We start from the raw sequence: 22,561 nt of genomic DNA on the forward strand, positions 1-22,561 counted from the left end.
GGTGTCGCAGGGCCTTCATGGCAAAAGCTTAGTAAATGATGTAACCGTCTTCTTTGGCTTTCTTCAGAACAGCAGAAATACCGTTTTTAGTAATGTTGCGCAGGGCAGACGTAGAAACTTTCAAAGTTACCCAAGCATCTTCTTCTGGGATGTAGAAGCGCTTCTTCTGCAAGTTCGGGTAGAATCTACGCTTGGTTTTATTGTTGGCGTGCGAAACGCGGTTACCCACCTGCACTCTTTTACCGGTTAAATCACAAACTCGTGCCATTGTATCGTTAGTATCGTTTATTACAAAAGGGATGCAAATATCCGCAAAAAGTTATGCAATGTCAACCCTTGCCCCTAACTTTTTTCTTTAATGTATTCTTAAAAAGCCATTTACCCCGCCTCAGCGTCATTTTTGCTTCCATCTGGCGGGCCAGACGCTGCTTTTTTCCGGAATCCGTAGGGGCAATGTTTGCAGCCGCTCTGGCAGCAGTAGCCGCGCCGGCGGTGATATTGCTCGGTGAAGACCATGAAGCCCTCCTCGTTGAAATAAAAGTCGCCGGGCTCCAGCGGCAGCGGTTTTGCCCTCATGCCGCAAAGATATGAGCCCGCAGTTTCGCATGAAAGCCCCGGTTCTCGGAAAAGGCTGTTTTAAACCCGATTTCCTGAAAACAGGCCAAAAACGCCCAGCCAACTACCTCCTACCCTGGCGCGCGAGGCCGGTTATTTGCCTTTCAAGACTTTTCTTTACATTTATCTCTGCAAGCGGTTCCTGCGTAAATACTGATTCTGGGGAAGACCGCACGTTCTTTCCGTTCACCTTAAACCACCAGCACATGAATACTTCCAGTGTTACCTCCAGCCAAGAGGCCATTGCCTTAGAAGACAAATACGGGGCCCACAACTACCACCCGTTGCCGGTGGTGCTGAACCGGGGCGAAGGCGTGTATCTCTGGGATGTGGAAGGCAACCGCTACTATGACTTCCTCTCGGCGTACAGCGCCGTGAACCAGGGCCACTGCCACCCCCGCATCATTGGCGCCCTCACCGAGCAGGCCCAGCAACTCACCCTCACCTCCCGCGCCTTCTACAACGACAAATTAGGCCCCGCCGAGAAATACCTGACCGAGTTGTTCGGCTATGACAAAGCCCTGCTCATGAACTCCGGTGCCGAGGCCGTGGAAACCGCCCTGAAACTGGCCCGCAAGTGGGGCTACAAAGAGAAAGGCATTCCGCCGCACCAAGCCGAGATTCTGGTGGTGGAGCACAATTTCCACGGCCGCACCACCGGCATTATCTCCTTCTCCACCGACCCCAGCAGCACCGTGGGCTTCGGGCCGTACATGCCCGGCTACAAAGTGCTGCCCTATGACAACCTGGAAGCGCTGGAACTGGCCTTGCAAGAGAATGCCCACATCTGCGCCTTTATGGTGGAGCCCATCCAGGGCGAGGCCGGCGTGGTGGTTCCCTCAGACGGTTACCTGAGCGGCGCCAAAGCCCTGTGCGATAAATACAACGTGCTTTTGATCATCGATGAAATCCAGACGGGCATCGGCCGCACCGGCAAATTACTGGCCTCGCAGTACGATGGCGTCAAAGCCGATATTCTCATTCTGGGCAAAGCCCTCTCCGGCGGCGTGTTACCCGTTTCGGCGGCTCTCGCCGATGACCGCATCATGCTCTGCATCCAACCTGGTGAGCACGGTTCCACGTTTGGGGGCAACCCGCTGGCCTGCGCCGTGGCCGTAGCCGCCCTGGACGTGATCCAGGACGAGCACCTCACCGAGAACGCCCTGCGCCTGGGCGAGATTTTCCGGGCCCGGATGAACGAACTCAAAGCCCGCCACCCCGAGTTGGTGAGCTTGGTGCGCGGCCGCGGCCTGCTAAACGCCGTCATCATCCAGCCCACGCCCGACGGCCGCACCGCCTGGGATGTCTGCGTGAAACTGATGGAGAACGGCCTCCTGGCCAAACCCACCCATGGCGACATCATCCGCTTCGCCCCGCCCCTGGTTATCACCGAGGAGCAATTGAACGCTTGCTGCGACATCATCGAGAAAACGCTGGCCGAGTTCTAAGCTTCAGAATCAGGTCATTCCAAAAAGGCTGCCTCAACTGTGCGTTGGGGCAGCCTTTTCGTTTTGGTCTGTTTTCAGGAAATCAGCTTGAAAACGGGCTTAAAGCAGGATGACATAAATAAGGTTCCTGCGTTATTTTAGTCACCTTGTAAGAATTTTGGGCGAGTACAGCGGCAGCGATGAACCTAAGCACTTAGTTCGCCCACAAGATCAATTCAGGATGACGGAGAGGTGTTTTAGAGCTTTCGGCATAGTGAAAACTATCTCATTATCTCCACCCAGCCTTTGTAGGAGACCACCTGATCCCCCGCCTTCACCTGTACTAGGTAGAAATAAGTACTATCAGCTAGCCCTTGGCCTGTCCAAGTGTTTTTATAATCCTTTTGGTAATAGACCCGGTTCCCGAAGCGGTTGTAAACGGATAACTCAATTTTACTTTCCGGGCCTCCGGTGACCAGCACTTCAAACGCTTCATTCTTTTGGTCTCCATTGGGCGTAAAAATGTTGGGTATTTCCACCGCTATAGCACCCGGGGGTGTAGTTGGCAGCTCTGGCTCTTCAGGGGTTTCTGGCTCATCAGGCGTTTCAGGGATGGTTAATTTTGCCACGAACATCTTTTCTTTTGCGACTTCTGCTTTTTGTGTGCTAAACTGCACCTTACCAGAAAAGGCCCCGCCAAACGCAATATCATTGTTAAACCCGGCAGAAATGGTCCTGCTTTGCTGCCGTCCTTCGCCTGCTAAGGTAAAAAAGCTTTTCTCTGTGCCCGAGGCTCCAAATTCTGCCACGAACAGCGTTCCCGTGGGCGAGGAGGCCGAGTATGTTTTCTTGTTGAAGGTTATCTGCCCAGTGGTGGAGCCAGTTACCAATAGACGTCCGGAAGAACTGATCGCAATACTTGAGGCAGTATCTGCCGAAGTGCCCCCTATTGTTTTTGCCCAGTCTACCTCTCCATCTTGTTTTAGTTTTATGATAATGCCATCTGTACTGCCCTTGCTTTGCAAAGACACCCCGGAGTTTACCAAGCTCCCTTGGAAAATACCGCTTAAATAAACGTTACCCAAACCGTCCGAGGCAATACCCGTGGCTGAGTCTGCGGAGGTGCCACCCAGACGTTTTACCCATTTGGTATTACCATCCATATCCAATTTACCAATAAACAAGTCAGATGAACCCACACTAGCTAAGCTAGTTCCGTCTATATTGGCACTCTCTACTAATTTTCCGGCCATGTAAAAGGCTCCTTGTTTTTCATCTAAACTTAGCCGGTCAGCTACCGCATTAGTAAAGCCTTTTTTCCACAGCAACTTGCCGTTGGGATCCAGTTTCATAACATAAGTACCCACCATCCAGAGCGGAACCCCTACAATGTAGCTATTACCTGCTGCATCTACCTGTATGTTGACGTCTTTGCCATAGTTCAAACTCTCAACCTTCTCAGTGATCCATTGGACCTTTCCCTCAGGATTAAGCTTAAGGGCAAAAAGGTCGCTGTTAATATCCCAACCCATGATATGGCCTCCAAATTCTACCTCATTAAAGGTGTAACCAGTTACATAACAGCTTCCGTGCTGGTCAACGGTAATTCCAAAGCCTCGAACAGAAGAACCAGAGCTAGAATTAGGAATCCTTTTGCTTCCCAGTGCCCAGACTACATTGCCGGCAGGGTCATACTTTGCCACAAATAAGTTTATATCTGAAGGATCCCTCGGATCTAAACGAGGTGTACCAAACAACTGGAACGTCCCTAATTTAATTTCATCTCTAAAGCTTCCAGTCACATAGACATTCCCAGCCTTATCAACCGCCACACTATTGGTAATGCTGGTACCTCCACCGCCATCATATCTTGCCCAGGCAAATTCTTGGCCTTGGACCATGAATTGAATAGAAAAGAGAAAGAGAAGCAGAAGCAAGAAAGGACGCATTGGAAATTAGGTTACCAAGTGAGACTACTGGAATAAAAGTAAGAATTTAAAAGGTTTACACCTTCATAATAATAAGCAAACACACCAGAGCAAAGAAGGAAATAGCTCCTACTTTAGCGGCAGTTCTAGTAAAACGGCCCCAAAACGCTTCCGCCAACCTACTCTGTCAAAGCATAGCATCTGATGCTCATGTGCCGTACCTTTGCGCCCGGGCAGAAAAAAAGGCGCCGAAAAATTCACCTCGGCCTAACACTTTTTCAGAAGCTCATTTGTTGTATCAGCAGCAGGCCTTCCACCATTGTGGAATCGCTTGCTTAACCCTAACCGCTGCTATGAACCATTTAACCCGCCGGCCCCGCCGAAACCGTAAATCAGATGTCATCCGGAATCTGGTACAGGAAAATCACCTCACCTTACACGATTTAATCTTCCCCATATTTGTCACCGAAGGCCAGAATGTGCAGCAAGCCATTCCGTCCATGCCGGGCATCTCGCGCTTCAGTCTGGACCGTCTGGTAGACGAAGTGGGCGAATGCGTGGAGCTGGGCATTAAAGCCTTCGCGCCGTTCCCTAATATTTCAGAGGATAAGAAAGACCGGTTCGCCCAGGAAAGCAAAAACCCCGAAGGGCTTTTCCTGAAGACCATCTCTGAGCTGAAGCGCCAGTTCCCGGACATCGTCCTCGCCACCGATGTGGCCATGGACCCCTACAGCACAGACGGTCACGACGGCATTGTGGACAACGGCGAGATCATCAACGATGCTTCTCTGGAAGTTCTGGGCCAGATGGCCCTGGCGCAAGCCCAGGCCGGCGCCGACATTGTGGCCCCCTCAGACATGATGGACGGCCGCGTGGCGCACATCCGCCAGATTCTGGACCAGCACGCCTTCTCCAACGTAGCCATCATGAGCTACACCGCCAAATACGCCAGCGGTTTCTACGGCCCGTTCCGCGATGCCCTGGAGTCGGCCCCTAAGCACGGCGATAAGAAAACCTACCAGATGAACCCGGCCAACACCCGCGAAGCCCTGATTGAGGCGGAGCTGGACACGCTGGAAGGTGCCGATTACCTCATGGTGAAACCCGCCCTCTCCTACCTGGACGTGATCAAATCGCTCCGCGATAACTCCAACCTGCCCATTGCCGCTTATAACGTAAGCGGCGAGTACGCCATGGTAAAGGCCGCCGCCCAGAACGGTTGGCTGGACGGCGAGAAGATCATGCTGGAGACGCTCCTGAGCATGAAACGCGCCGGTGCCGACATCATCCTGACTTACTTCGCGAAGGAGTTTGCCCAGTATGTGAAGCGTTAATCCGTTTCGGGCCTCTTTTTCAGACACAGGCCCAAAACAAGAAGCCTGCCCGGAGAACCTGTAACAGGATCTTCGGGCAGGCTTTCTTTTTTCTAGTTACCGCCCCCGGAAACTGCTTATTTCTTTATCGTACTTTGTACCTTCTTTCTGGAAATCGGCATTGAAACAGCAGAGCCCCATCGTTGAACGGATGGGGCTCTGCTGTTTTGTGAACGTACTGGGCTAAACGAGGAGAGGAGGCTGTCGGCCGATGCTGTCGTTTAGCCCGGTACGTTAGGTGTTGCTTTTCTTTTTACAAGTTCTGATTTCGCTGAGTGCATAACCCATTGCTCTTCTCCGTCAAAGTAGTTTTTCTCATACTCATACCTGACGTTTATTCCATAGTCTTGCTTCCCAAGAGCCGTAAGGCATCCTTTAGCCAGTTCCCTCACTTGTATCCAGTCGCTGTGCGTTTTGACGCCTTCCCAGAAGTCCAGGTGTTCTTGCCCTGAGCGTTCGTAGAAGAGGTCGTCTAGGGTGTCAAGCAGAGAGAGCTGCTCTTGATTGATTAAGCCTTGGCTTAAATATTGTTCCTTTTGCAGAACGTAGCAATTCTCAAAATCAAGGGCAAGCTCGTCCCCTGTGTGTCCACCTCCGATATACTCTTTCTGATAGTCGGCAGGCAGGGACAACACAATCAAATGCTTTATCAACTCATCAAAAAGCTTGCTAACCAACTCTTCCTCTTCTGACATCTAATTTATTTGAGTTACAGCTAACTACCTGATAAACGTCATGCGCCTGGTGTACCGTTTGTTATCGATGGTTAACTGGTACAGGTACGTTCCGGAGGCGACCGTTCCGCCGGAGGAGTTCCGGCCGTCCCAGGTAATTTGGTGCTGCCCCGCCTGCTTTTTGCCGTTCAACAGGGAAGCAACCACTCTTCCGCTGAGATCATAGACCAGCAGCTGCACGTTGGCGGCTCTTTCCAGAACGAACGGAATGGTGGTGATTCCGCCCTGGCGGAAAGGGTTGGGGTAGTTCTGCTTCAACCCGACCTGGGTGGCATTGGCGATCTCTTCTTTGGAGGCCAGCGGCCCGGAGTAACGGCGGCTGTACACGCCATTGCCGTGGGTGCCCACTAAAACCAGATCATCGGTGGTACGGCTCAACACCATGTCTACCGGCACCTGGCCAATGGAAGTGCTGCCTTCCCTGATCCAGTTAGTGGTTCTTCCGGTGAGGGTAGACGTGGAGTACAGCCCGGTGCTGGTACCTACCAGGTACTTGCTGGTGCCATCAGGGTTGGGCAAGATGGTCACCCACCGGGTAGAAGGTCCGTTGCCGCTCACCTGTCCGTTCTCCTCCAGGTTTCCGGAGATGGCAGTCCAGGAGGTACCGCCATTGGTGGTATAGAAAAGACTTTCCACTTTATAGTTGGTGAAGACTACAATGGCTTTATTGGCATCGCGCGGATCAATAGCGATACAGCCTATGTTGCCATTAGGGAAATTGGCACCAGTGATGGAGGTACGCACGGGCGTTGCCGCGGAGCCATCCTCAAACTTGTATAGCTTCCCGCCTCTGGTGCCAAAATACACCACGTTGGCCGGCGACTTGCTCACCGACACGGCCGAGATCTCTTCACTGGCCCCTAGCTTAGTCACCACTTCCCACCCCAAAGCAGACTGATTACCGGTGCTGTTGGCCGGTATCCGAGAGATATTCTTGTTACGCCACAACGTATCACCGGCCGGCAGGTACATGGTGTATTCATTGTTGGGGTCAATGGTGTAGGGGTTGATAAACAGGTAACCCGTGGCCTTGGGAGGATCAATCCGGGCGTATCCGTCGTACTCTCCGGCATTATCGAACGCAAATCTGTAGATAGTCCCGCTCTGGGAAGACACCAGAATGGAGTGCGTGGTGACAGCGGTAAAGGCCCCATCTCCGCCTAGCTGCTCTACCCAGGAGGTCTGCTCCTCAATGTTGTCTACCGCCCAACACCCGTTGTCCTGCATCCCGCCTACCACCAGATCATCGGTGGTATTCAGGTCCATGGACACGGTATAGAACTGGGTGGTCTGGTACCCACGGTTCAGAGACTCCCACTTCACGGAGTCGGCCAGGTTGTTGGTGGTTCTGGACAGGCCGCCATCATGGGCGGAGATCATGGAATTGGGAGCACCCCGGTAAAAGGCCACCTCATGCTGATCTGGGTGATGGTTATCGTACAAAGAAAAGTCCTCATTCTCCGCATTGTACCCGCCTATCCAGGAGGTGGCGGTTTTGTTGGAGAACCCACTGGTGGAGCGGTACAGGTTGGTGCCGCCCAGCACTACGTAATTAGGGTTGTTCGGCTTCACCCGCACCACCATGTTATAGCCGCCCTGTAGATCCAGGTCGCCGGTCTTGTCGCCCAGCATGGGGAGATTGGCCGTTAGATCAGTCCATTTTCCGCCGGCTCCGCTCCCGTTGCCAGACACGTACTCGTATTTCCAGAGATTAGCCTCAGAACCTTCCTGCTCTTCGGTATGCACCAGAAAATAGACGATGTTTTCGTTAGATGGCGCTATGTCCATGACAATGCGCTGGTACGTGGCCGGGAACCCGGTTGGGGTGATATCGGTCCAGGTGGTTCCATTGATGGAGCGGAAGATCCCTTTCGCGCTGGAAACCCTGCCGCCATTGGCATACTGGCTTAAGGTAGCGTACATGCTGCCGTTGTTGCCCACGGTGACATCGGTGAAGAAGGGGCTGGTGTTAAAGTCTTCCTGATCGGCACCAAGCCCCAGCACGTAGTTCCAGGTAGTTCCCCCGTCTACTGACCGATGAATGGAACCGGCCGTGGCGGCCAGCACCTCGTCCTGCCGAGTGTTGGCCGGGTTGGTAGCCACCCGATAGGTATACTGGAAAACGTCTGTGAATCGGGTATAATCGTCGGTCTGGGTGCTGGGCAGTGGGTTCCAGGTGACACCGTTGTCAATGGACTTGAAGATGCCGTTCCCGTAGTACGATGCCCCGGTTGCGTTAGCGGAGTTCCCCAAGAGTTCTCCCGTGCCGTAGTACCAGATGTTGCGCTTGCCCGCCCGCTTATCCTGCGCCACGGTAGTCACGCTGTGCAACATGTTAGGGTCAGTGACCTTGATCCAGGAGGTACCGCCATTGCTGCTGCGCCACATGCCTCCGGAGACGCCTCCGGCCAGGATTCTATTCTCATTACCGATGTCAATGGCCAGGGCACGGGTACGGCCTCCCACGTTGTAGGGACCGCGCCGGTCCCAGGTGTAGGTGACGAGTTTTCCGTATGGGTTGGTTCCCCGCAAAATCTGCTCGGCGGTCAGGATCTTGTCGGAGTAGGCCAGTTCCAGCTCCCGGATACCCTCGGGAATTTTGCCGGTGGCCGGATCTTTCAGGCGCTGGATTTCATACTCCTGCCGGGCATTGGGATTTTCCTTCGTCCCGATGGCTCCTTTCTTGTGCAATCGGTTGGCGCGGGCTTGCCGGCCCGCTTCCTTTAACCCCGCCGCAGAGAAATGAGACGCATTGCCTCTAAACGGCTCAAGGGAGGCAACAGAAAGGAGCGCGCCAAAGAAAAGAAGCAAAGCGCAAGACACCCAAAATTGTCGTTGCCGGGTTACACGTTCCATGAGATGAGATAGATAAGTTCTGAGTTGGAAAGTAAGATCTTCAAATAAAAGGAGAAGCACCCCTAAGATAAGGCGTTATCAGGTCTAGTCAAACAACGTGTACGAATGGATCACCAGGGCATCATGCTCGTTCAGGGAGTTTTGCAGGTCAGCGGTTATTTTCTTGCCTGCTGTCACGCCGGGCCTTCCGCCACCCGCCTTCACCGACATCGGGAAATACGCCTGCACCTGTTGGCCTTCACTTAACGCCTGGTTGAAACCGGAGCCGTAACCCATCACCCGGGTGATTTTCACCTCGGTTTTGCACGGCGCCTCACTACAGGGGCCGTTGCCGGTCGGTTCCAGTTCAGGCAATACCTTCACCACCTCCAGCACTACGCGCGCCCGACCGGGCGGAATAGGCTTCTGGTCAGGAAGCGGAAGTTTTTCGTGGATGTTTTTCAGTTTTGAGGTAGACACGGGCATTTCATTTTGGGGTGGGGGTGCAGACTCTGGGCCCCGTTTACAGCCGAAACCCGTCAGCAACAGAATTGTTGGCAAAACAAACCGAAAATACTTCTGAATACAGGCATCACGCATAAAACAAATATAACTACAAAGATCAGGTTTTCAGAACCTTACTCCCATTAATTCAGCGGAACGGTTTCAAACGGGGCATATTTCCCTATTTCTCCTAAAACCAACAACCTTGGCTACGGTTATGGGTATAGAGAAAAACCATTTACTTTTTGCTATATACGTTCATGAAAACAAGAACCCTGCCACCGCTTTTCAAGTGGCTGGCACTCTCCCTTCTCAGTTTACTGGCGGCCTGTGATCTGTTTGAGTACCATCCCTACGCCGGCAACCTGGAATACAAAAACCTGACCGCTGAGAACGTGGCCCGGATCAAAGCCCTGGAAACCCAATACAACCCGCAGACTCCGCTGAAATTTGCCCTGACCGGCGACACCCAAGGCTTCTTTGAGGAAACCGAGGACATGGTGAAAGACATGAACTCCCGTGACATTGCTTTTGTGCTGCACGCCGGCGACCTCACCAATTACGCCTTCACCGACGAGTACGAGCGCATGCACCAGGTCTTGTCCAAGCTGAAAGTGCCGTATGTCACCGTAATCGGGAACCATGACTGCCTGGGCGATGGCGACAAGCTGTACAAAGAGATGTATGGCCCGTTAAACCACTCCTTCACCTTCAACCAGAACAAGTTCATCCTGCTCAACACCAATTTCCTGGAGTTTGACGAAAGCGTACCCGACGTGAACTGGCTGGAGAAAGAACTGCAGACGCCCGCCAGCATCCAGAATAAGTTTGTGATCTCCCACATCATCCCAGACAACAGCGAGGCCAACCCCGCCCAGGAGCAGGTGTACGCCGCCCTCATGCGGAAGTACAACGTAGACCTTTCTTTGCACGGCCACACGCACAATTACAGCGCCAGAGAGCTCTACAAAGACGGCATTCCTTACGTGACCACGGCTGCTTCGCTGAAGCGCAGCTATGTACTGATCACCGTGACGGGCAATAAGGCTACTTATGAAAAAATAGAATTCTAACTCTGTATGCGCCACCTCTACGTTTATTGCCTCTTTTGCTGCCTGCTTTTCTCCACCTCCGCCACCTGGGCGCAGGAGGCAGCTGATACCACCCGGCAAATTCCTTCCGATAAAATAGACCGCCCCAAAAACAAATGGTACGCCCCAGATTACGCGGTAGTGCAGCATGCCGGCCTCATTGGCATTCTGGCGGCGGGCGTGGGGTATGACTTCGGGAAGCATGACCGCACCAACGCCGAGCTTCTGTATGGGTTCACGCCCGGCTATGGCATCAAACACACCACCCACACCTTCACTACCAAGATCTACTACCAGTCGCACCCCAAGCCGCTGTTCCACGATTTTCAGATCAGCTGGATCAAGGCGGGCGCGGGCATCAGCATGACCATTGGCGAGCAGTTTGAGACCTTCTTTCCGCAGAAGTACCCCGAGGGCTACTACATCTGGCCCACGGCCACCCGCATTCTGCCGTTCGTGGGCTCTTCGCTGGGCCGCGAATTCAAAGGCCGGAACCGCCCTAAGTATGCCGAGTTCTATTACGAGATTGGCACCAGTGACGTGATGATCGTGGACAAATACCGGAACAAAGGCATCTCCATCCCAGACATTCTCAACCTGGCCATTGGCCTGCGGCTATCGCTTTAAGGCTATTTTGGGCGTGTTTTCAGGAAATCGGCCGTAAAACACCTTGTAAGGAAAGGATTGGCAGCTGATGCCAAGTGTAGGTTTCTAGCACATAAAGCTTCATTTTTGCACCCGCATCAGCTGTCCCGTTTTCCGTTCCGGAAAGACAAACTATATGGAATACAATTACCTGAAATCGCTGCACATCATCTTTGTGGTCACCTGGTTTGCGGGCCTGTTCTACATTGTGCGGTTATTTGTGTATTACGCAGAAACGGCCCCAAAACCGGAGCCCGAGAGAAGCATTCTGCAGACGCAGTTCGCGCTCATGCAGAAGCGGCTGTGGTACGGCATCACGTGGCCCTCGGCGGTGATCACGGTCATCATGGGCCTGAGCTTGCTGAGCTACTACAACCCGGTTCCTACGTGGCTCTGGATCAAGCTGGGCTTTGTGGCGGGTCTGCTGGCCTACCATCTGTACTGCCACCGCATCTTTCAACAGCACCAGCGCGGCGAGATCAGGCAAAGCTCCACCGCCCTCCGCATCTGGAACGAGGTGGCCACGCTTTTTCTGGTAAGCATCGTGTTTCTGGTGGTTTTGAAGAATGGCCTGGATGCCACCTGGGGCGTGCTGGGCTTCATCGGGTTATCAGTGCTGCTGATGGTGGCCATCATGGTGTACCGCAAACTGCGGAAAGCCTGAGCGGTTCACCTTTTGTTTGACCTCCTCCCAACCAGCTCACTGAGCCAAGGCTTTCTTTATCATGGTGACATCATTTTTCAACGCCCCTCCCCTTCTGTCATCTTGGAAAGGTCTTGTGGACAAGCGGTAACAGCGTTCGCGCCAGCGCCTTCTCAGTTTGCTCACAAGATCTTTCCAAGATGACAAAAAAATTAAAAGCGTTTCGGGCCTGATTTTCAGAAATCAGGCCCGAAACGCTTTTTTATGCGGATTGCAACTCGGGGAATTGAACCCACCCCTACCCCTCCCAGGAGGGGAATTGCTGCCAGACGATTAGACGGCTTTGCTGAACATCGGCTTGGCCTCAACGCCGGGAGTCTCCTTTTTGAGGTACAGGTCAAACGCGGCGCAGACCGAGCGCAGGAACCGGCGGCCGGTGACGGTTAATTGCAGTTGCTCCGCTTCCAGGTCAATCAAGCCATCGGCGGCCAGGTCTTGCAGCACGGGCACGGTTTTCTCCAGAATGAGGTCAGCCAGCGGACTGTTCTGCCAATTGGTTTTCCCGTTACAGGCGATGTCCAGGATGTGGCGGCGCATCTGCACGTCTTCCTCAGACAGTAGATAGCCCTTGAACAGCGGCCACTCGCCCATGGCCAGCAGCGCGTAGTATTCCTCCACGGTTTTCACGTTTTGCAGGTAGCCGCGGTACAGGTCGCTGATGGAAGACACGCCCAGCCCGATCATGAGCTGCGTCTGGTTGGTGGTGTAGCCCATGAAGTTGCGGTGCAGGCGGTTTTCGCGTTGGGCCACGCAGAGTTCTTCCTCCGGAAACGCGAAATGGTCCATGCCCACGTCTTCATAGCCAGCTTCCAGCAGCAGGGTTTGGCCTAACGTATAAAGCGCCAGTTTCTCGGAATCTGAGGGTAAATCTGCGTCTGAGTAATGCCGCTGCGATTTCTCTTTCCAGGGCACGTGCGCGTAAGAATAGTACGCAATGCGGTCGGGGCGCAAGGCGATGACCTGCCGGAACGTGTCATCAATGCTTTCCAGGGTCTGGAACGGAAGTCCGTAGATCAGGTCATAGTTCACGGAGGTGTAGCCGATCTGCCGGGCCAGTTCCGTGGCCTGCACCAGGTTCTCCAGCGGCTGAATCCGGTTGATGGCTTTCTGCACTTTTTCTGACAGGTCCTGCACGCCGTAGCTCACGCGTCTGAACCCCACGTCATAGAGGGCCTGCAGGTGCTCAGCGGTGGTATTGTTGGGATGTCCTTCAAAGCTGAACTCGTGCGCGGGATGTACCTCGGCCTGGGCCAGGATTCCTTTAATGAGGTATTGGAGATTTTCGGGGCTGAAGAACGTGGGCGTGCCGCCGCCCAGGTGAATCTCCCGGATGATGGGTTTCTCAGGGAACAGCGCCAGGTATTTGTCCCACTCCTGCAGCACCGCCTTGAGGTAGACCGGCTCCACGCCGTGGTTTCTGGTGATGCGCTTGTTGCAGCCGCAGTACGTACACAGGCTCTCGCAGAACGGCAGGTGCAGGTACAGACTAATGCCTTCTTTCTGGTTGGAGGCCTTGAACGTAGAAAGCAACACATCCTGCCACTGCGGCACGGCGGGCAAGTCATTTCCCCAGAAAGGCACGGTAGGGTAACTGGTATACCGCGGAACGGGCACGTTGTACTTCTTCACTAAATCTACCGGGGGGATGCTGGTGGTGAGGCAAGTTTCCATGACGCAAAATTAGCTTCGCGCCGCTGCCCCCGAAGGCAGTTCCGTCACCAGAGGAGATGATTTTCATCAGTTTGCCTTCTCATAACCCGCCCAGAGAGCAGACCGGCTTTGAAGCTGTTTTCCGGAAACTCGGCCTAAAACGAGGCGGGATTTCTGGCTGCCTAGAAAAGGAAACGGCCCCTAAGGGGCCGGCTCACTACAAACAACCAACATGACAGCGACTTACAGGTAAGCCGCTATTATCTTTTCATATTCCTATAAAGCACCCGCGGCTTTCACCGCCCGGGAATATACGTTTCTGTGATGTTCTCCTCGTCTTTAGACCGAAGGAAAGCCGCTTGCCGAGCCGTTCACCCGTTCTCCTTTCTGAGTTGATGCCATCGCTTCAGGTGGAGGCTTTCAAGGTATAGCACCTTACTCTCCCTCTAAAGACAGCCTCATTTGCAAGTGGTTGCATGGCATCACGACAAAACCGCTACTTCTTCCTTTGACAAGTGTCATGCCAACACATTAAATCGCTGATCAACAATAGCTTAACGCTTTGCCACAAAAATAAAAATGTCCGCTCCCGAACAACCTTTATTCGAAAGCGGACACTTACTCTGTCCTTTTGAAGCTAATTTTGATAAAACGGGCCCGAAACAGCCCCTGAAATGCTGCGGTTATTCTTCCTCGCGCTCCAGCAGCAGCACCGAAGACTGCGGCACAATGAAGTATTTATCGCCTAGGTAGTTGATCTCCACGGCATCGCGCTGGAGGTAAATGGCCAGATCACCTTCGCGGGCCTGCAACGGAAGGTAGCGCACCTGCTCTTTCTCGTCCTGGTTCCAGATCTCGTCATCCAGCCCGTAATCAGCGGGGATGGGGTAGCCCGGGCCCACCCGCATCACGTAGCCTTCCTGCACTTTCTCCTTCTCCTGCACGCCGGGCGGCAGAAACAAGCCGCTCTTGGTCTGCTCCTTCGTGCTCTTGGGTTTGATGAGCAAGCGGTCTCCTACAACAATCAGCTTCTGCAGTTTCTGGGCGGGTGAGTCTTTGCGCATAGTGGTAACAGTATAGGTAATTGGGCTGCAAAGATACAATCGTGAAGCGTTTGGCGCTATTAAGGGAAGAGAATTAGCAGAGGTGTTTCAGGGGTGTTTCAGGGAAAAGAGGCCGAAAACGCCTTAGTACGTAGTATTCGAATACTGACTTTATCTTCTTTCCCCTTCTCATTGTCATCTTGGAAAGATCTTGTGGGCGAACTAGGATGACGGGATAGTAAATGCCACTACAGCTTTCCCACTAGATCCTTTCAGGATGGCATAGAGAAGTAAAGCTTCTGGCAAGTTTAGTCAAAGCTATCAGTTCACCTTAATAGCCATAGTCTGATGCATGGTAGAAGTTTAAATAGACATACATGGCGATAGTCATCAAGGCCATTAGGGTGAATAAAAGAGGGTTGTTGACAAATCGCTTTTTATAGAAAAGATAACCAATAAGTCCGATGTGAATAACCAGGAAAGCAACACCTACCTTGTCAGCATTTCTTGAAAAAGTCTCTCCACTTCCAAAGAGCCAGAAAGCCACGTAAGCTGCAGCAACCTGCTGCACATAATAAAAAAGGATATTTGCCCCTACTAGGAAAACTTTGATGAACACATCTCTCATGCTTTATGAGACAACCATATAACTTTCTTTTGCTTCCGCTTCTGACAGATGAACTAATGTTGGAGCTCCGCCTCCGTGCATCTGACTTTCCGAATAAACTAACTCCCAAAACCTCCCGTCTTCCTGATCTTTGTAGAGCACCTTCCATCCGCTTTCATCAGTAGCGATCTTCAAGAGGTGGCTCTCTGTAAGTTCTTTGATCCTCTGAGAGACATCATCCAGCTTCATCAGCATGCCATCCACCCTCCAATGACCAATTAGCTCTTTCTCTTCTTTTTTCAATTTCATTCTTCCAGATAGAGATATTTTGTAGAGACTTCGCATATTGACATTACAAAAATCAGCCGCCCCTCCTTTCAGAGAAGCTGCTGCTTTGCTATCTATTTTCAGCCCGCTTTTCCAAAAAAAGCCCTAAAACACTAATCCATCATATCTGCGGGGCGTGGGGCCTGCGGGGCGGCGTCTGGGTTCCAACTCATGGGGTAATTCTGGTCTACCAGTTCCAGCGCCTCTACGGTGAGGTACAGCGGCTTGAAGGTGTCAATCATGACGGCCAGTTCGTGCGTCTCTTTTTTCCCAATGCTAGCTTCCACGGTGCCGGGGTGCGGACCGTGCGGCAGGCCGCTGGGGTGAATGGTGAACGAGGCGATGTCAATGCCTTTGCGGGACATGAAGTTGCCGGCCACGTAGTACAGGATCTCGTCTGAGTCTACGTTGGAGTGGTTGTACGGCGCCGGAATGGCCAGCGGGTGGTAATCAAACAACCTCGGCACGAAGGAGCACACCACGAAACCCTGCGTCTCAAAGGTCTGGTGCACGGGCGGCGGCTGATGGATGCGGCCGGTAATGGGCTCAAAGTCATGGATGGAGAAGGCGTACGGATAGAAATAACCGTCCCAACCCACCACATCCAGCGGTGAGAAATCATAGAAATACTGGTGCAGGAAGCCTTCCTTCTTGATCTGGACCAGGTACTCGCCGGGTTCACTTTCCTGGAACAGTTCGTGCGGCGGCCGGATGTCACGCTCGCAGTAGGGCGAGTGTTCCAGCAGTTGCCCGAAATGGTTCCGGTACCGGCGCACGGTCTCCACGGGGCTGAAACTCTCGGTGATGAGCAGCCGCACCGGGCCTTCGTTCCATTTCCACTGATGGATGATGGTGCGCGGGATGACCACGTAATCGCCGGCTTCTACCTCCAGACGGCCCATCTGCGAGAGCAATTCGCCGGAGCCTTCGTGGATGAACACAATCTCATCGGCGAGGGCATTCTTATAGAAGTACGTCATCTCGCGCTCCCGCGGCAGGCAGATGGAGATGGTGCAGTCTTTGTTCATCAGGAGCGTTTTGCGGGCGCTCAGGTAATCGTCGCCGGTGCTTTCCCCTTTGAACGGACGGATGTGGTAGGGCGCCAGCGGCACGTCTGACTTTACCGGCCCGTACGGCACCGGCTCCCCAATGCGGGTGATTCTGGTGGGCGCGTGCCGATGGTACAGCAACGAGGAAACCCCGGAGAAACCCAGCGTGCCCACCAGTTGCTCATAGTACAGACTGCCGTCCGGCTGCCGGAACTGCGTGTGTCGCTTGCGGGGAATAGAACCTAACCGATGATAATATGCCATACCTTTTCAATACGTGAAGGAGTGATTGAATGCATACGTGAATGTCTTTAAACGTAGCCGCGACCAAGTTGCCGAAGCAAAATTCCCCAGCCTCAGCGGCCACCTGCGTTTCTGGCCTGTTTTGGCGAAATGGGCTCTAAAACAGAAACAACGGGCAAGGCAACGGCCAGAAGCAAATTTCCCTGCCAGAAGCTGGTCTGGACTTTGGAGCGAATAAGTTATCACTTCCTGCCCCATAAAGCAAAAAGCGCAGCCGGAAATCCGGCTGCGCTTTCAATCTATTCTGCCAAGGCAATTTACTTGCCTAAGCTGATGTGCTTGGCCTGGTCAAAAAGCCCCAGGGCGCGCTGGAAATCAGGATCGATCTCGTTCAGCACCGGGTAGAAGCCCTGGGCCTCGTAGCGGCTGCGGGCGATGAACGCTTTCAGGTTGTTCCGGATGGTTTTCTCAGACCGTTTCAGCTCCTGGTTGTTCACTTTAATGTCGGCGCGTTTGGCTTCCCGCAGGAGGCCCTGCACCATGGCATCGGTCACCTGGAAAGACTCCTGGAAGTTGGCCAAGGTGGTGTTCTCCAACTGCTGGCGGTGCTCTCTGAAGTACGTCACGGCATACTCCCGCAGCACGTTCTTGCGGTACAGCTCGGTTAACAGGTTGGTGTTGTCCGTGGTGTCACGGGGCACAAATACGTCTGGCATGATGCCGCCGCCGCCGTACACAATGCGCCCGCGGCTGGTTTTGTACTTGAGCGAATCATTGAACTTGATGCTGTCCTGGCTGAAGAACTCGCCGTGCTTGTAGCGGTTCATCAGATCCATCTCGTAATCCTCAGAAGACTCGGGGTCGTACGGTTTCTGGATGGAGCGGCCGCTGGGCGTGTAATAGCGCGAGATGGTCAGGCGCAACTCGGCTCCGTCTGATAACGGAATAGGCACCTGCACCAGCCCTTTCCCAAACGAACGACGACCCACGATCAAGGCGCGGTCATGGTCCTGCAAGGCACCGGCCAGAATCTCAGACGCCGAGGCGCTGCCTTCGTTGATGAGCACAATCAGCTCGCCGGTCTCAAAGTCGCCTTTCACCTTGGCGTAGTAATCAGCGTCGTACTTAGAGCCTTTGCCATCGGTGTAAACCAGTTTCTTGTTGCCCGAGATGAACTCATCGGCCATGCGGGTGGCGTGGTCCAGGTAACCGCCGGGGTTGTCGCGTAAATCCAGAATCAGGCGCTGCAGTCCTTGTTTCTTGAGGGCACTCAGCTTGGATTTGAACTCGTCATAGGTTCCGTTGGAGAAGCGGCTCACTTTGATGTAACCCGTCTGCTTGTCCACCATGTACCCGGCATCTACCGACACCGACGGGATTTTACGGCGCGTTACAGTAAACTGCACTGGTTTGGTCTCGTGCGGACGCAGCACGGTCAGGTTCACCTTAGAGCCTCTGGGGCCCCGCAGCTTCTTGAACACCTGCTCGTTGGAAATGTTGACGCCGGCAATGTTCTCGCCGTTCACCTTCAGAATCTTGTCACCCGCCTGAATGCCCACCTGCTCAGAAGGCCCGCCGCTCAGGGGCGCAATCACGTACAGCGTATCTCTGAAGATGTTGAACTCCACCCCGATGCCGTCAAAATCGCTCTCTAAATAAGAACGGGCCATGGTGATGTCCTTAGACGGAATGTACGACGAGTGCGGGTCCAGTTTCTCCAGCATCTTGTTGATGGCGTACTCAGAAAGTTGTTCGGTGTTCACCGTATCCACGTACTCGCGGTCAATGTAGCTCAGGATCTCCCTGAATTTCAGGTAGCCCCGGGCCGTGCCCTGCGGATTGGTGGTACTGGGCTGAAACAAGGTAGCTCCTACCAGAATACCCACCGCCATGGCCAACCCCAGAAACAAAGGTAAACGCACTTGAAACAAAGAGTTTTCTATCTTTTTAGGCTCTGTATTCTCAGTCATATCGTATACAAATCATAGTAACCTCTAAGAAGGCGCTTTCTTAAACAACTGAGGCTATTTTAGTTACCACCGCGCCAAAAACCACACCTTCCTGTATAATACAAAATACAACTCAGGAAAGTTGCCTTTACCGGGCTACGCGTCCGTGGATAATTTCTGCGCCATTTTTTTAAGCTCCCGGGCGTATATCTGCCGATAGCTCCCGTGGCGGCTAGTGGTGTCTGCGGCCGAAGTAATGGGCCGGGCCTGTACGCGCTTGGCGGTACCCAAAGCCACCTGGGCAATCTGCTTGTCACTCCAGTGTCCCTTCAGAGCCCGGAGGCATTTATAGATCAGCTCTGAATCTTCTGACTTCGCCTCCACCAGTTGCTCGGTGTAATAACCAATGGTGTTCAGCACGTTGGTGTTACCCATGTCCTGGTAGTAGTGCGGAAACAACTCGTGGCGCAGCATTTCGTTGGCGGCCTGCTGCTGCAAAACAAAAAGGTAGTCTTTCTGCAGGTTCTGGAGCAGCACGCCCTTAATATCGGCGTGCTTATCGGCCCAGTTGGGTTCTCCTTCGTGGGCTTTGGTAAGGCGCGGAATTTCTTCGAAAGGATTTTCCTTTACTCCGGCAGGTGCCGTCAATCCCTGGTATTTAGAACCCTGGGGATAGGTGATTTCATATTCCGGTTCCTTCGGTTGGGCAGCGACGGCACTACTATCAGCCGATGAACCAGTGGCAGTCTGGTTCTGCCCGGCAGAGGCTTTGGTGGCCTTGTCGCGCAACATCTGCTCGCAGGAAGTAAGGCTCAGGATGCTTATACAAATGAATGCCCACACGGCACGGTTGGGGATCAAACGAATCATGTACTTTGAAATAAAACTATCTTTAGAAAACAGTTACTACACCCTACTTCCTACCCCTCGCTCCTAAAGTAATGCTTTAGGTAAGCCAGTAGAAAGAAGTAAGGAAGAATATTTGTCAACGCATTATCCACGGGGCTATACACCTGCTTTTCCACAGACTTATCCACTAGGCGCGGCTCTTGAGTTTAGAGGCCATTTTCTGCAACTCGCGGGCATACACCTGCCGGTGATAGCCACTGACGGTAGCGGTATCGGCCGCCGATTGGATCTTGCGGGCCTGCACGTGGGCCGAGGTGGAAAGCGCCGCCTGGGCAATCTTCTGGGCAGGCCAATATTCCTTGAGCGCCCGTAGGCACATGTAGATCAATTTGGCGTCTTCGGACTTGGCTTCCAGTAATTGCGAGGTGTAGAAACTGATCCCTTCCAGCATGTTGGCCTGCGTGGGATCACTGTAGTAATGCGGGAACAGCTCATGCCGCAGCATTTCATTGGCGGCCTGTTGCTGCAAGACAAATAAGTACTCTTTGCCGGCGTGGGCTAAGAGCAACTGGCGCATGTCAGTGTCTTTGCCGGCGTAATCCCGCACGTGCCCGTTGGCCCTGGCAATGCGCTCCACTTCCAGAAAAGGGTTAGGCGTGACACCCTCCGGCGGAGTGAGCCCCAGGTACTTTGACCCGGCCGGGAAGGTAAGTTGCCCCTCCGGTTCCCGCACCACCTCGGCCCGCACCGGGGCGGAGGCGATGATGCGAGTAGAGCTCCTACGGGGTTCTGCGTTCACATAATCTGGCAAGAACCGCTGCACCACCAGCGTGGCCAGCCCCAGCGCAATCAGGAATATGTCCAGTGCATAGCGTTTTGTCATTTCAGTTTCTCCCTGACCAGTAGACTGGGTTTATCAGTTTGGTTCTTCTTTTCACTTAGATGCGTTTTAGCCCTGTTTTCCATAAAACAACCGCAGAACGGCTAGGTTACGGAAAGCGCGCATCATGCTCACCGGTTTGGTAGACGGTTTTCTCCATATCCAGCTGCTGTTTCTGCTCAGGGGTAAGCGGCGCCAGTTGCTTGAGATCGGGCTGGCCGGCGTTGACCCAGGCCGTGTACCAATAACTGGCCACCAGATGAACAGCCAGCCGCATCTGCCGCTCCACCTGCCCGTGCAAACCGCGGTGATACCCCTGGCTGAACTCCCGGGAATACACCTTCACGGTGGTGGCACCCCGCTCCTCCAGACTGTACTTCTTGTCTTGCGGGAACGCCTGGCTGAGTTGTTTCTCCACGGAGAAGACGGAATCCAGTGCGGCGTTGGACCGGCCCACTATTTCCCAGGCCGTTCGGCCCGGGTTCTGGAGGTACTGCGGTGGCCCAATAAAGAAATCATATTCCGAGGCCCAAAGTTCCGGCAGCCTGCTTTCCCACAAGCCATGGATGCCGCGCTGCCCGGTAAACTGACCATTGTAGTTGAGGGTGGTGTGCAGCGGCACGCAGGCATCGGCGAGGTAATGGCCCAATTCCGCAGAAAGCCGGAGGATGCGTTGCGCATCGTGCCGTTTAAAGGCCTCGGTGAGCTGGTACTGCACCAACCCGATGTGCCAGGGCACAATGCCGTGCCGTTGCAGCGTATCCAAAGTAAATTGCTTGACAGCGTCTTCCCAGCGGCGGGGAAGTTTCTGGATGGCGCTGTCGCCGTACACCTCCAGATCGATGAAGTGGCGGGCGCCTTCCTCGGGCACGGCATACCGCCGCTTGTCAGGGGCCACTGCCTCCTCGGTGAGGTACGGCAGATGCTGCTTGAAAAACCCGATCATCTCGGGCGGCAGCGTGTACACCGCCTGCCGATTGATGCGCTGGTGGGCGTAGAACCCCCAGGCGAGCGCCACCCGCTGCCAGACAAGAAGCAAAACCAAGAGCAACCACCGTTTTCCCATGCCCCTCTATACGCGCAACCCGGCTAAGTAAGTTCTTGTATTTCAAGCCTCTTTTCCTGAAAACGGGCAAAAAACGACCGGTCCAACGTCATGGAGAAAACTCTGGCGTTTTAGGGTGGTTTTCAGGAAAACAAGGCTAAAACGAGATCACAGCTTGGCGCTTTTCTTGGCCTGCAGGTAATCTTCTCTGGCGAAGATCTTGATGCCGTAGTAATTGATTTGCTTGTAGTCATAGAGCCGCGCGACAATCTGCTCATCGGCGTAATCAGAATACGAATCAATGAAATCGAGGCCTTCGGCTTGCTCACCTTCCTCCAGCAGGGCCATGTCGCGCTGCTTCACGTTCTTCCTTATCTTGTCGAAGGCTGGTCCGCCCTGGGCATTGTAGAGGATGCGGTTGGGGCTGGTGTCACTGTAGTAGAGAATGCACCAGGCATCAGCCCCCTCACCCTCCGGATTGAAGGCCCAGACCGCTTTTCCCAGCTTGGCCTCCGCCGGGGCCGCATCTGATTTGGCAACCCAGCCTTTTTCTCCTAAGAAAGTACCAATCTCCTGTTTGCTCATGGTTTGCAGTTTCAGGAGTTGACTCAGGTTCAGGTCCTGCCCCGCACAGGTCAAAGAAAGCAATACAAATACCGGATAAAGAACAAGCTGTTTCATACCATTTTACTACTAGTAACTGCCTGACATTAAGATACATTCTTATTTTCAAAAAAGAAAATGAAATTACCTAGCCTCAAAGATGGAGAAATTCCTAAAGGGAATAGAAAGCAAGTTACACCGCCCTCGCCGTCCGTAGGACGCTAAAGGCATTGCAGCGGCTCCAACCCAATACAGGAACATGCGCCGTCTCATAACTGGGCCGCATGCGTAGCCCAGTTATGAGACGGCGTACGCAGTGGCAGTACAAGCAGTAACGGCCTACGTGAACTATGGAACAGAGGACAACTGCCAGGTGTCATGATTATTGAAGAAAAGACTGTTTGAGCGTCAGCGAGTTTCTTTTCTTCATGATTCTTTTGGTTACTTTTCTCATCCAGGAG

Annotated in this window: 21 protein-coding genes; 5 read left to right on the plus strand and 16 right to left on the minus strand. The window is 53.4% G+C overall.

Features of this window, described 5'->3' with window-relative positions; genetic code table 11:
• Positions 1-28 precede the first annotated feature (28 nt).
• Both rpmB and H7U12_RS15410 read right to left on the minus strand, forming a co-directional pair.
• On the minus strand, positions 29-268 hold the full coding sequence (gene rpmB / locus H7U12_RS15405; protein ID WP_186639597.1) for a 50S ribosomal protein L28: 240 nt from the start codon (positions 266-268) through the stop codon (positions 29-31).
• A gap of 110 nt (positions 269-378) precedes the next feature.
• Positions 379-576 (minus strand): DUF5522 domain-containing protein, encoded by a 198-nt coding sequence (locus H7U12_RS15410; protein ID WP_186639599.1) that lies wholly within the window; start codon positions 574-576, stop codon positions 379-381.
• A gap of 245 nt (positions 577-821) precedes the next feature.
• On the opposite strand from H7U12_RS15410, the gene rocD reads away from it, so the two are divergent.
• Complete coding sequence (gene rocD / locus H7U12_RS15415; RefSeq protein ID WP_186639601.1) at positions 822-2,063, plus strand: ornithine--oxo-acid transaminase; 1,242 nt, start codon at positions 822-824, stop codon at positions 2,061-2,063.
• A 260-nt stretch (positions 2,064-2,323) separates the two neighbouring features.
• Here the strand turns inward: rocD and H7U12_RS15420 are convergent, their stop codons facing one another.
• Positions 2,324-3,979 carry an SBBP repeat-containing protein gene (locus H7U12_RS15420; RefSeq protein WP_186639603.1) on the minus strand — a complete coding sequence of 552 codons (1,656 nt, stop codon included), beginning with the start codon at positions 3,977-3,979 and terminating at the stop codon, positions 2,324-2,326.
• A gap of 344 nt (positions 3,980-4,323) precedes the next feature.
• Between H7U12_RS15420 and hemB the strand changes: the two genes are divergently transcribed.
• Entirely contained in the window at positions 4,324-5,304 is a 981-nt protein-coding gene (gene hemB, locus H7U12_RS15425) for a porphobilinogen synthase (RefSeq protein ID WP_186639604.1), read from the plus strand.
• Between the two features lie 260 nt (positions 5,305-5,564).
• On the opposite strand, the gene H7U12_RS15430 is transcribed toward hemB, so the two are convergent.
• From H7U12_RS15430 to H7U12_RS15440, 3 genes are all read right to left on the minus strand, one after another.
• Positions 5,565-6,038 carry a hypothetical protein gene (locus H7U12_RS15430; RefSeq protein WP_186639606.1) on the minus strand — a complete coding sequence of 158 codons (474 nt, stop codon included), beginning with the start codon at positions 6,036-6,038 and terminating at the stop codon, positions 5,565-5,567.
• Positions 6,039-6,062: 24 nt separating this feature from the next.
• Positions 6,063-8,933, minus strand: coding sequence for a FlgD immunoglobulin-like domain containing protein (locus H7U12_RS15435; RefSeq protein WP_186639608.1), 2,871 nt, complete (start codon positions 8,931-8,933; stop codon positions 6,063-6,065).
• A gap of 84 nt (positions 8,934-9,017) precedes the next feature.
• The gene (locus H7U12_RS15440; RefSeq protein WP_186639611.1) at positions 9,018-9,392 is read right to left on the minus strand and encodes a hypothetical protein; all 375 of its coding nucleotides are present in this window, start codon (positions 9,390-9,392) and stop codon (positions 9,018-9,020) included.
• Positions 9,393-9,676: 284 nt separating this feature from the next.
• Between H7U12_RS15440 and H7U12_RS15445 the strand changes: the two genes are divergently transcribed.
• The 3 genes from H7U12_RS15445 (at position 9,677) to H7U12_RS15455 (ending at position 11,816) form a co-directional block, all read left to right on the plus strand.
• A complete protein-coding gene (locus tag H7U12_RS15445) occupies positions 9,677-10,489 on the plus strand; it encodes a metallophosphoesterase family protein (protein WP_186639613.1) in 813 nt (270 codons plus the stop codon).
• A 6-nt stretch (positions 10,490-10,495) separates the two neighbouring features.
• Entirely contained in the window at positions 10,496-11,134 is a 639-nt protein-coding gene (locus H7U12_RS15450) for a hypothetical protein (protein WP_186639615.1), read from the plus strand.
• Positions 11,135-11,288: 154 nt separating this feature from the next.
• Positions 11,289-11,816, plus strand: coding sequence for a CopD family protein (locus H7U12_RS15455; protein WP_186639617.1), 528 nt, complete (start codon positions 11,289-11,291; stop codon positions 11,814-11,816).
• A 312-nt stretch (positions 11,817-12,128) separates the two neighbouring features.
• Here H7U12_RS15455 and hemN read toward each other — a convergent pair whose 3' ends face one another.
• From hemN to H7U12_RS15505, 10 genes are all read right to left on the minus strand, one after another.
• Entirely contained in the window at positions 12,129-13,526 is a 1,398-nt protein-coding gene (gene hemN / locus H7U12_RS15460; RefSeq protein ID WP_186639619.1) for an oxygen-independent coproporphyrinogen III oxidase, read from the minus strand.
• A gap of 662 nt (positions 13,527-14,188) precedes the next feature.
• Positions 14,189-14,569, minus strand: a complete 381-nt coding sequence (locus H7U12_RS15465) for a co-chaperone GroES (RefSeq protein ID WP_186639621.1) — start codon at positions 14,567-14,569, stop codon at positions 14,189-14,191.
• Between the two features lie 310 nt (positions 14,570-14,879).
• Positions 14,880-15,176, minus strand: coding sequence for a hypothetical protein (locus H7U12_RS15470; RefSeq protein ID WP_186639623.1), 297 nt, complete (start codon positions 15,174-15,176; stop codon positions 14,880-14,882).
• 3 nt (positions 15,177-15,179) lie between these two features.
• Positions 15,180-15,500 (minus strand): Imm27 family immunity protein, encoded by a 321-nt coding sequence (locus H7U12_RS15475; protein ID WP_206683939.1) that lies wholly within the window; start codon positions 15,498-15,500, stop codon positions 15,180-15,182.
• A gap of 95 nt (positions 15,501-15,595) precedes the next feature.
• The gene (locus tag H7U12_RS15480; protein ID WP_186639627.1) at positions 15,596-16,795 is read right to left on the minus strand and encodes a homogentisate 1,2-dioxygenase; all 1,200 of its coding nucleotides are present in this window, start codon (positions 16,793-16,795) and stop codon (positions 15,596-15,598) included.
• A gap of 296 nt (positions 16,796-17,091) precedes the next feature.
• A complete protein-coding gene (locus H7U12_RS15485; protein ID WP_186639629.1) occupies positions 17,092-18,744 on the minus strand; it encodes a S41 family peptidase in 1,653 nt (550 codons plus the stop codon).
• A gap of 135 nt (positions 18,745-18,879) precedes the next feature.
• Positions 18,880-19,593 carry a hypothetical protein gene (locus H7U12_RS15490; RefSeq protein ID WP_186639632.1) on the minus strand — a complete coding sequence of 238 codons (714 nt, stop codon included), beginning with the start codon at positions 19,591-19,593 and terminating at the stop codon, positions 18,880-18,882.
• Positions 19,594-19,759: 166 nt separating this feature from the next.
• Positions 19,760-20,455: a hypothetical protein gene (locus tag H7U12_RS15495; RefSeq protein ID WP_186639634.1), complete on the minus strand. Its 696-nt coding sequence runs from the start codon at positions 20,453-20,455 to the stop codon at positions 19,760-19,762.
• A 106-nt stretch (positions 20,456-20,561) separates the two neighbouring features.
• Complete coding sequence (locus tag H7U12_RS15500; protein ID WP_241749459.1) at positions 20,562-21,497, minus strand: zinc dependent phospholipase C family protein; 936 nt, start codon at positions 21,495-21,497, stop codon at positions 20,562-20,564.
• Positions 21,498-21,665: 168 nt separating this feature from the next.
• Positions 21,666-22,178, minus strand: coding sequence for a hypothetical protein (locus H7U12_RS15505; protein WP_186639638.1), 513 nt, complete (start codon positions 22,176-22,178; stop codon positions 21,666-21,668).
• Between the last annotated feature and the right edge of the window lie 383 nt (positions 22,179-22,561).

The sequence above is a fragment of the Rufibacter sediminis genome (assembly GCF_014269285.1).
Taxonomy (GTDB): Bacteria; Bacteroidota; Bacteroidia; order Cytophagales; family Hymenobacteraceae; genus Nibribacter; species Nibribacter sediminis.

Excerpts from the sequence above, each read along its gene's own strand:
- H7U12_RS15475 (WP_206683939.1), bottom strand. The coding sequence starts at position 15,500 with ATGCGAAGTCTCTACAAAATATCTCTATCTGGAAGAATGAAATTGAAA.
- H7U12_RS15480 (WP_186639627.1), bottom strand. The coding sequence starts at position 16,795 with ATGGCATATTATCATCGGTTAGGTTCTATTCCCCGCAAGCGACACACG.
- H7U12_RS15470 (WP_186639623.1), bottom strand. The coding sequence starts at position 15,176 with ATGAGAGATGTGTTCATCAAAGTTTTCCTAGTAGGGGCAAATATCCTT.
- H7U12_RS15485 (WP_186639629.1), bottom strand. The coding sequence starts at position 18,744 with ATGACTGAGAATACAGAGCCTAAAAAGATAGAAAACTCTTTGTTTCAA.
- H7U12_RS15435 (WP_186639608.1), bottom strand. The coding sequence starts at position 8,933 with ATGGAACGTGTAACCCGGCAACGACAATTTTGGGTGTCTTGCGCTTTG.
- hemB (WP_186639604.1), top strand. The coding sequence starts at position 4,324 with ATGAACCATTTAACCCGCCGGCCCCGCCGAAACCGTAAATCAGATGTC.
- rocD (WP_186639601.1), top strand. The coding sequence starts at position 822 with ATGAATACTTCCAGTGTTACCTCCAGCCAAGAGGCCATTGCCTTAGAA.
- H7U12_RS15410 (WP_186639599.1), bottom strand. The coding sequence starts at position 576 with ATGAGGGCAAAACCGCTGCCGCTGGAGCCCGGCGACTTTTATTTCAAC.
- H7U12_RS15430 (WP_186639606.1), bottom strand. The coding sequence starts at position 6,038 with ATGTCAGAAGAGGAAGAGTTGGTTAGCAAGCTTTTTGATGAGTTGATA.
- H7U12_RS15505 (WP_186639638.1), bottom strand. The coding sequence starts at position 22,178 with ATGAAACAGCTTGTTCTTTATCCGGTATTTGTATTGCTTTCTTTGACC.
- H7U12_RS15465 (WP_186639621.1), bottom strand. The coding sequence starts at position 14,569 with ATGCGCAAAGACTCACCCGCCCAGAAACTGCAGAAGCTGATTGTTGTA.
- H7U12_RS15450 (WP_186639615.1), top strand. The coding sequence starts at position 10,496 with ATGCGCCACCTCTACGTTTATTGCCTCTTTTGCTGCCTGCTTTTCTCC.
- H7U12_RS15495 (WP_186639634.1), bottom strand. The coding sequence starts at position 20,455 with ATGACAAAACGCTATGCACTGGACATATTCCTGATTGCGCTGGGGCTG.
- H7U12_RS15445 (WP_186639613.1), top strand. The coding sequence starts at position 9,677 with ATGAAAACAAGAACCCTGCCACCGCTTTTCAAGTGGCTGGCACTCTCC.
- hemN (WP_186639619.1), bottom strand. The coding sequence starts at position 13,526 with ATGGAAACTTGCCTCACCACCAGCATCCCCCCGGTAGATTTAGTGAAG.
- rpmB (WP_186639597.1), bottom strand. The coding sequence starts at position 268 with ATGGCACGAGTTTGTGATTTAACCGGTAAAAGAGTGCAGGTGGGTAAC.
- H7U12_RS15455 (WP_186639617.1), top strand. The coding sequence starts at position 11,289 with ATGGAATACAATTACCTGAAATCGCTGCACATCATCTTTGTGGTCACC.
- H7U12_RS15490 (WP_186639632.1), bottom strand. The coding sequence starts at position 19,593 with ATGATTCGTTTGATCCCCAACCGTGCCGTGTGGGCATTCATTTGTATA.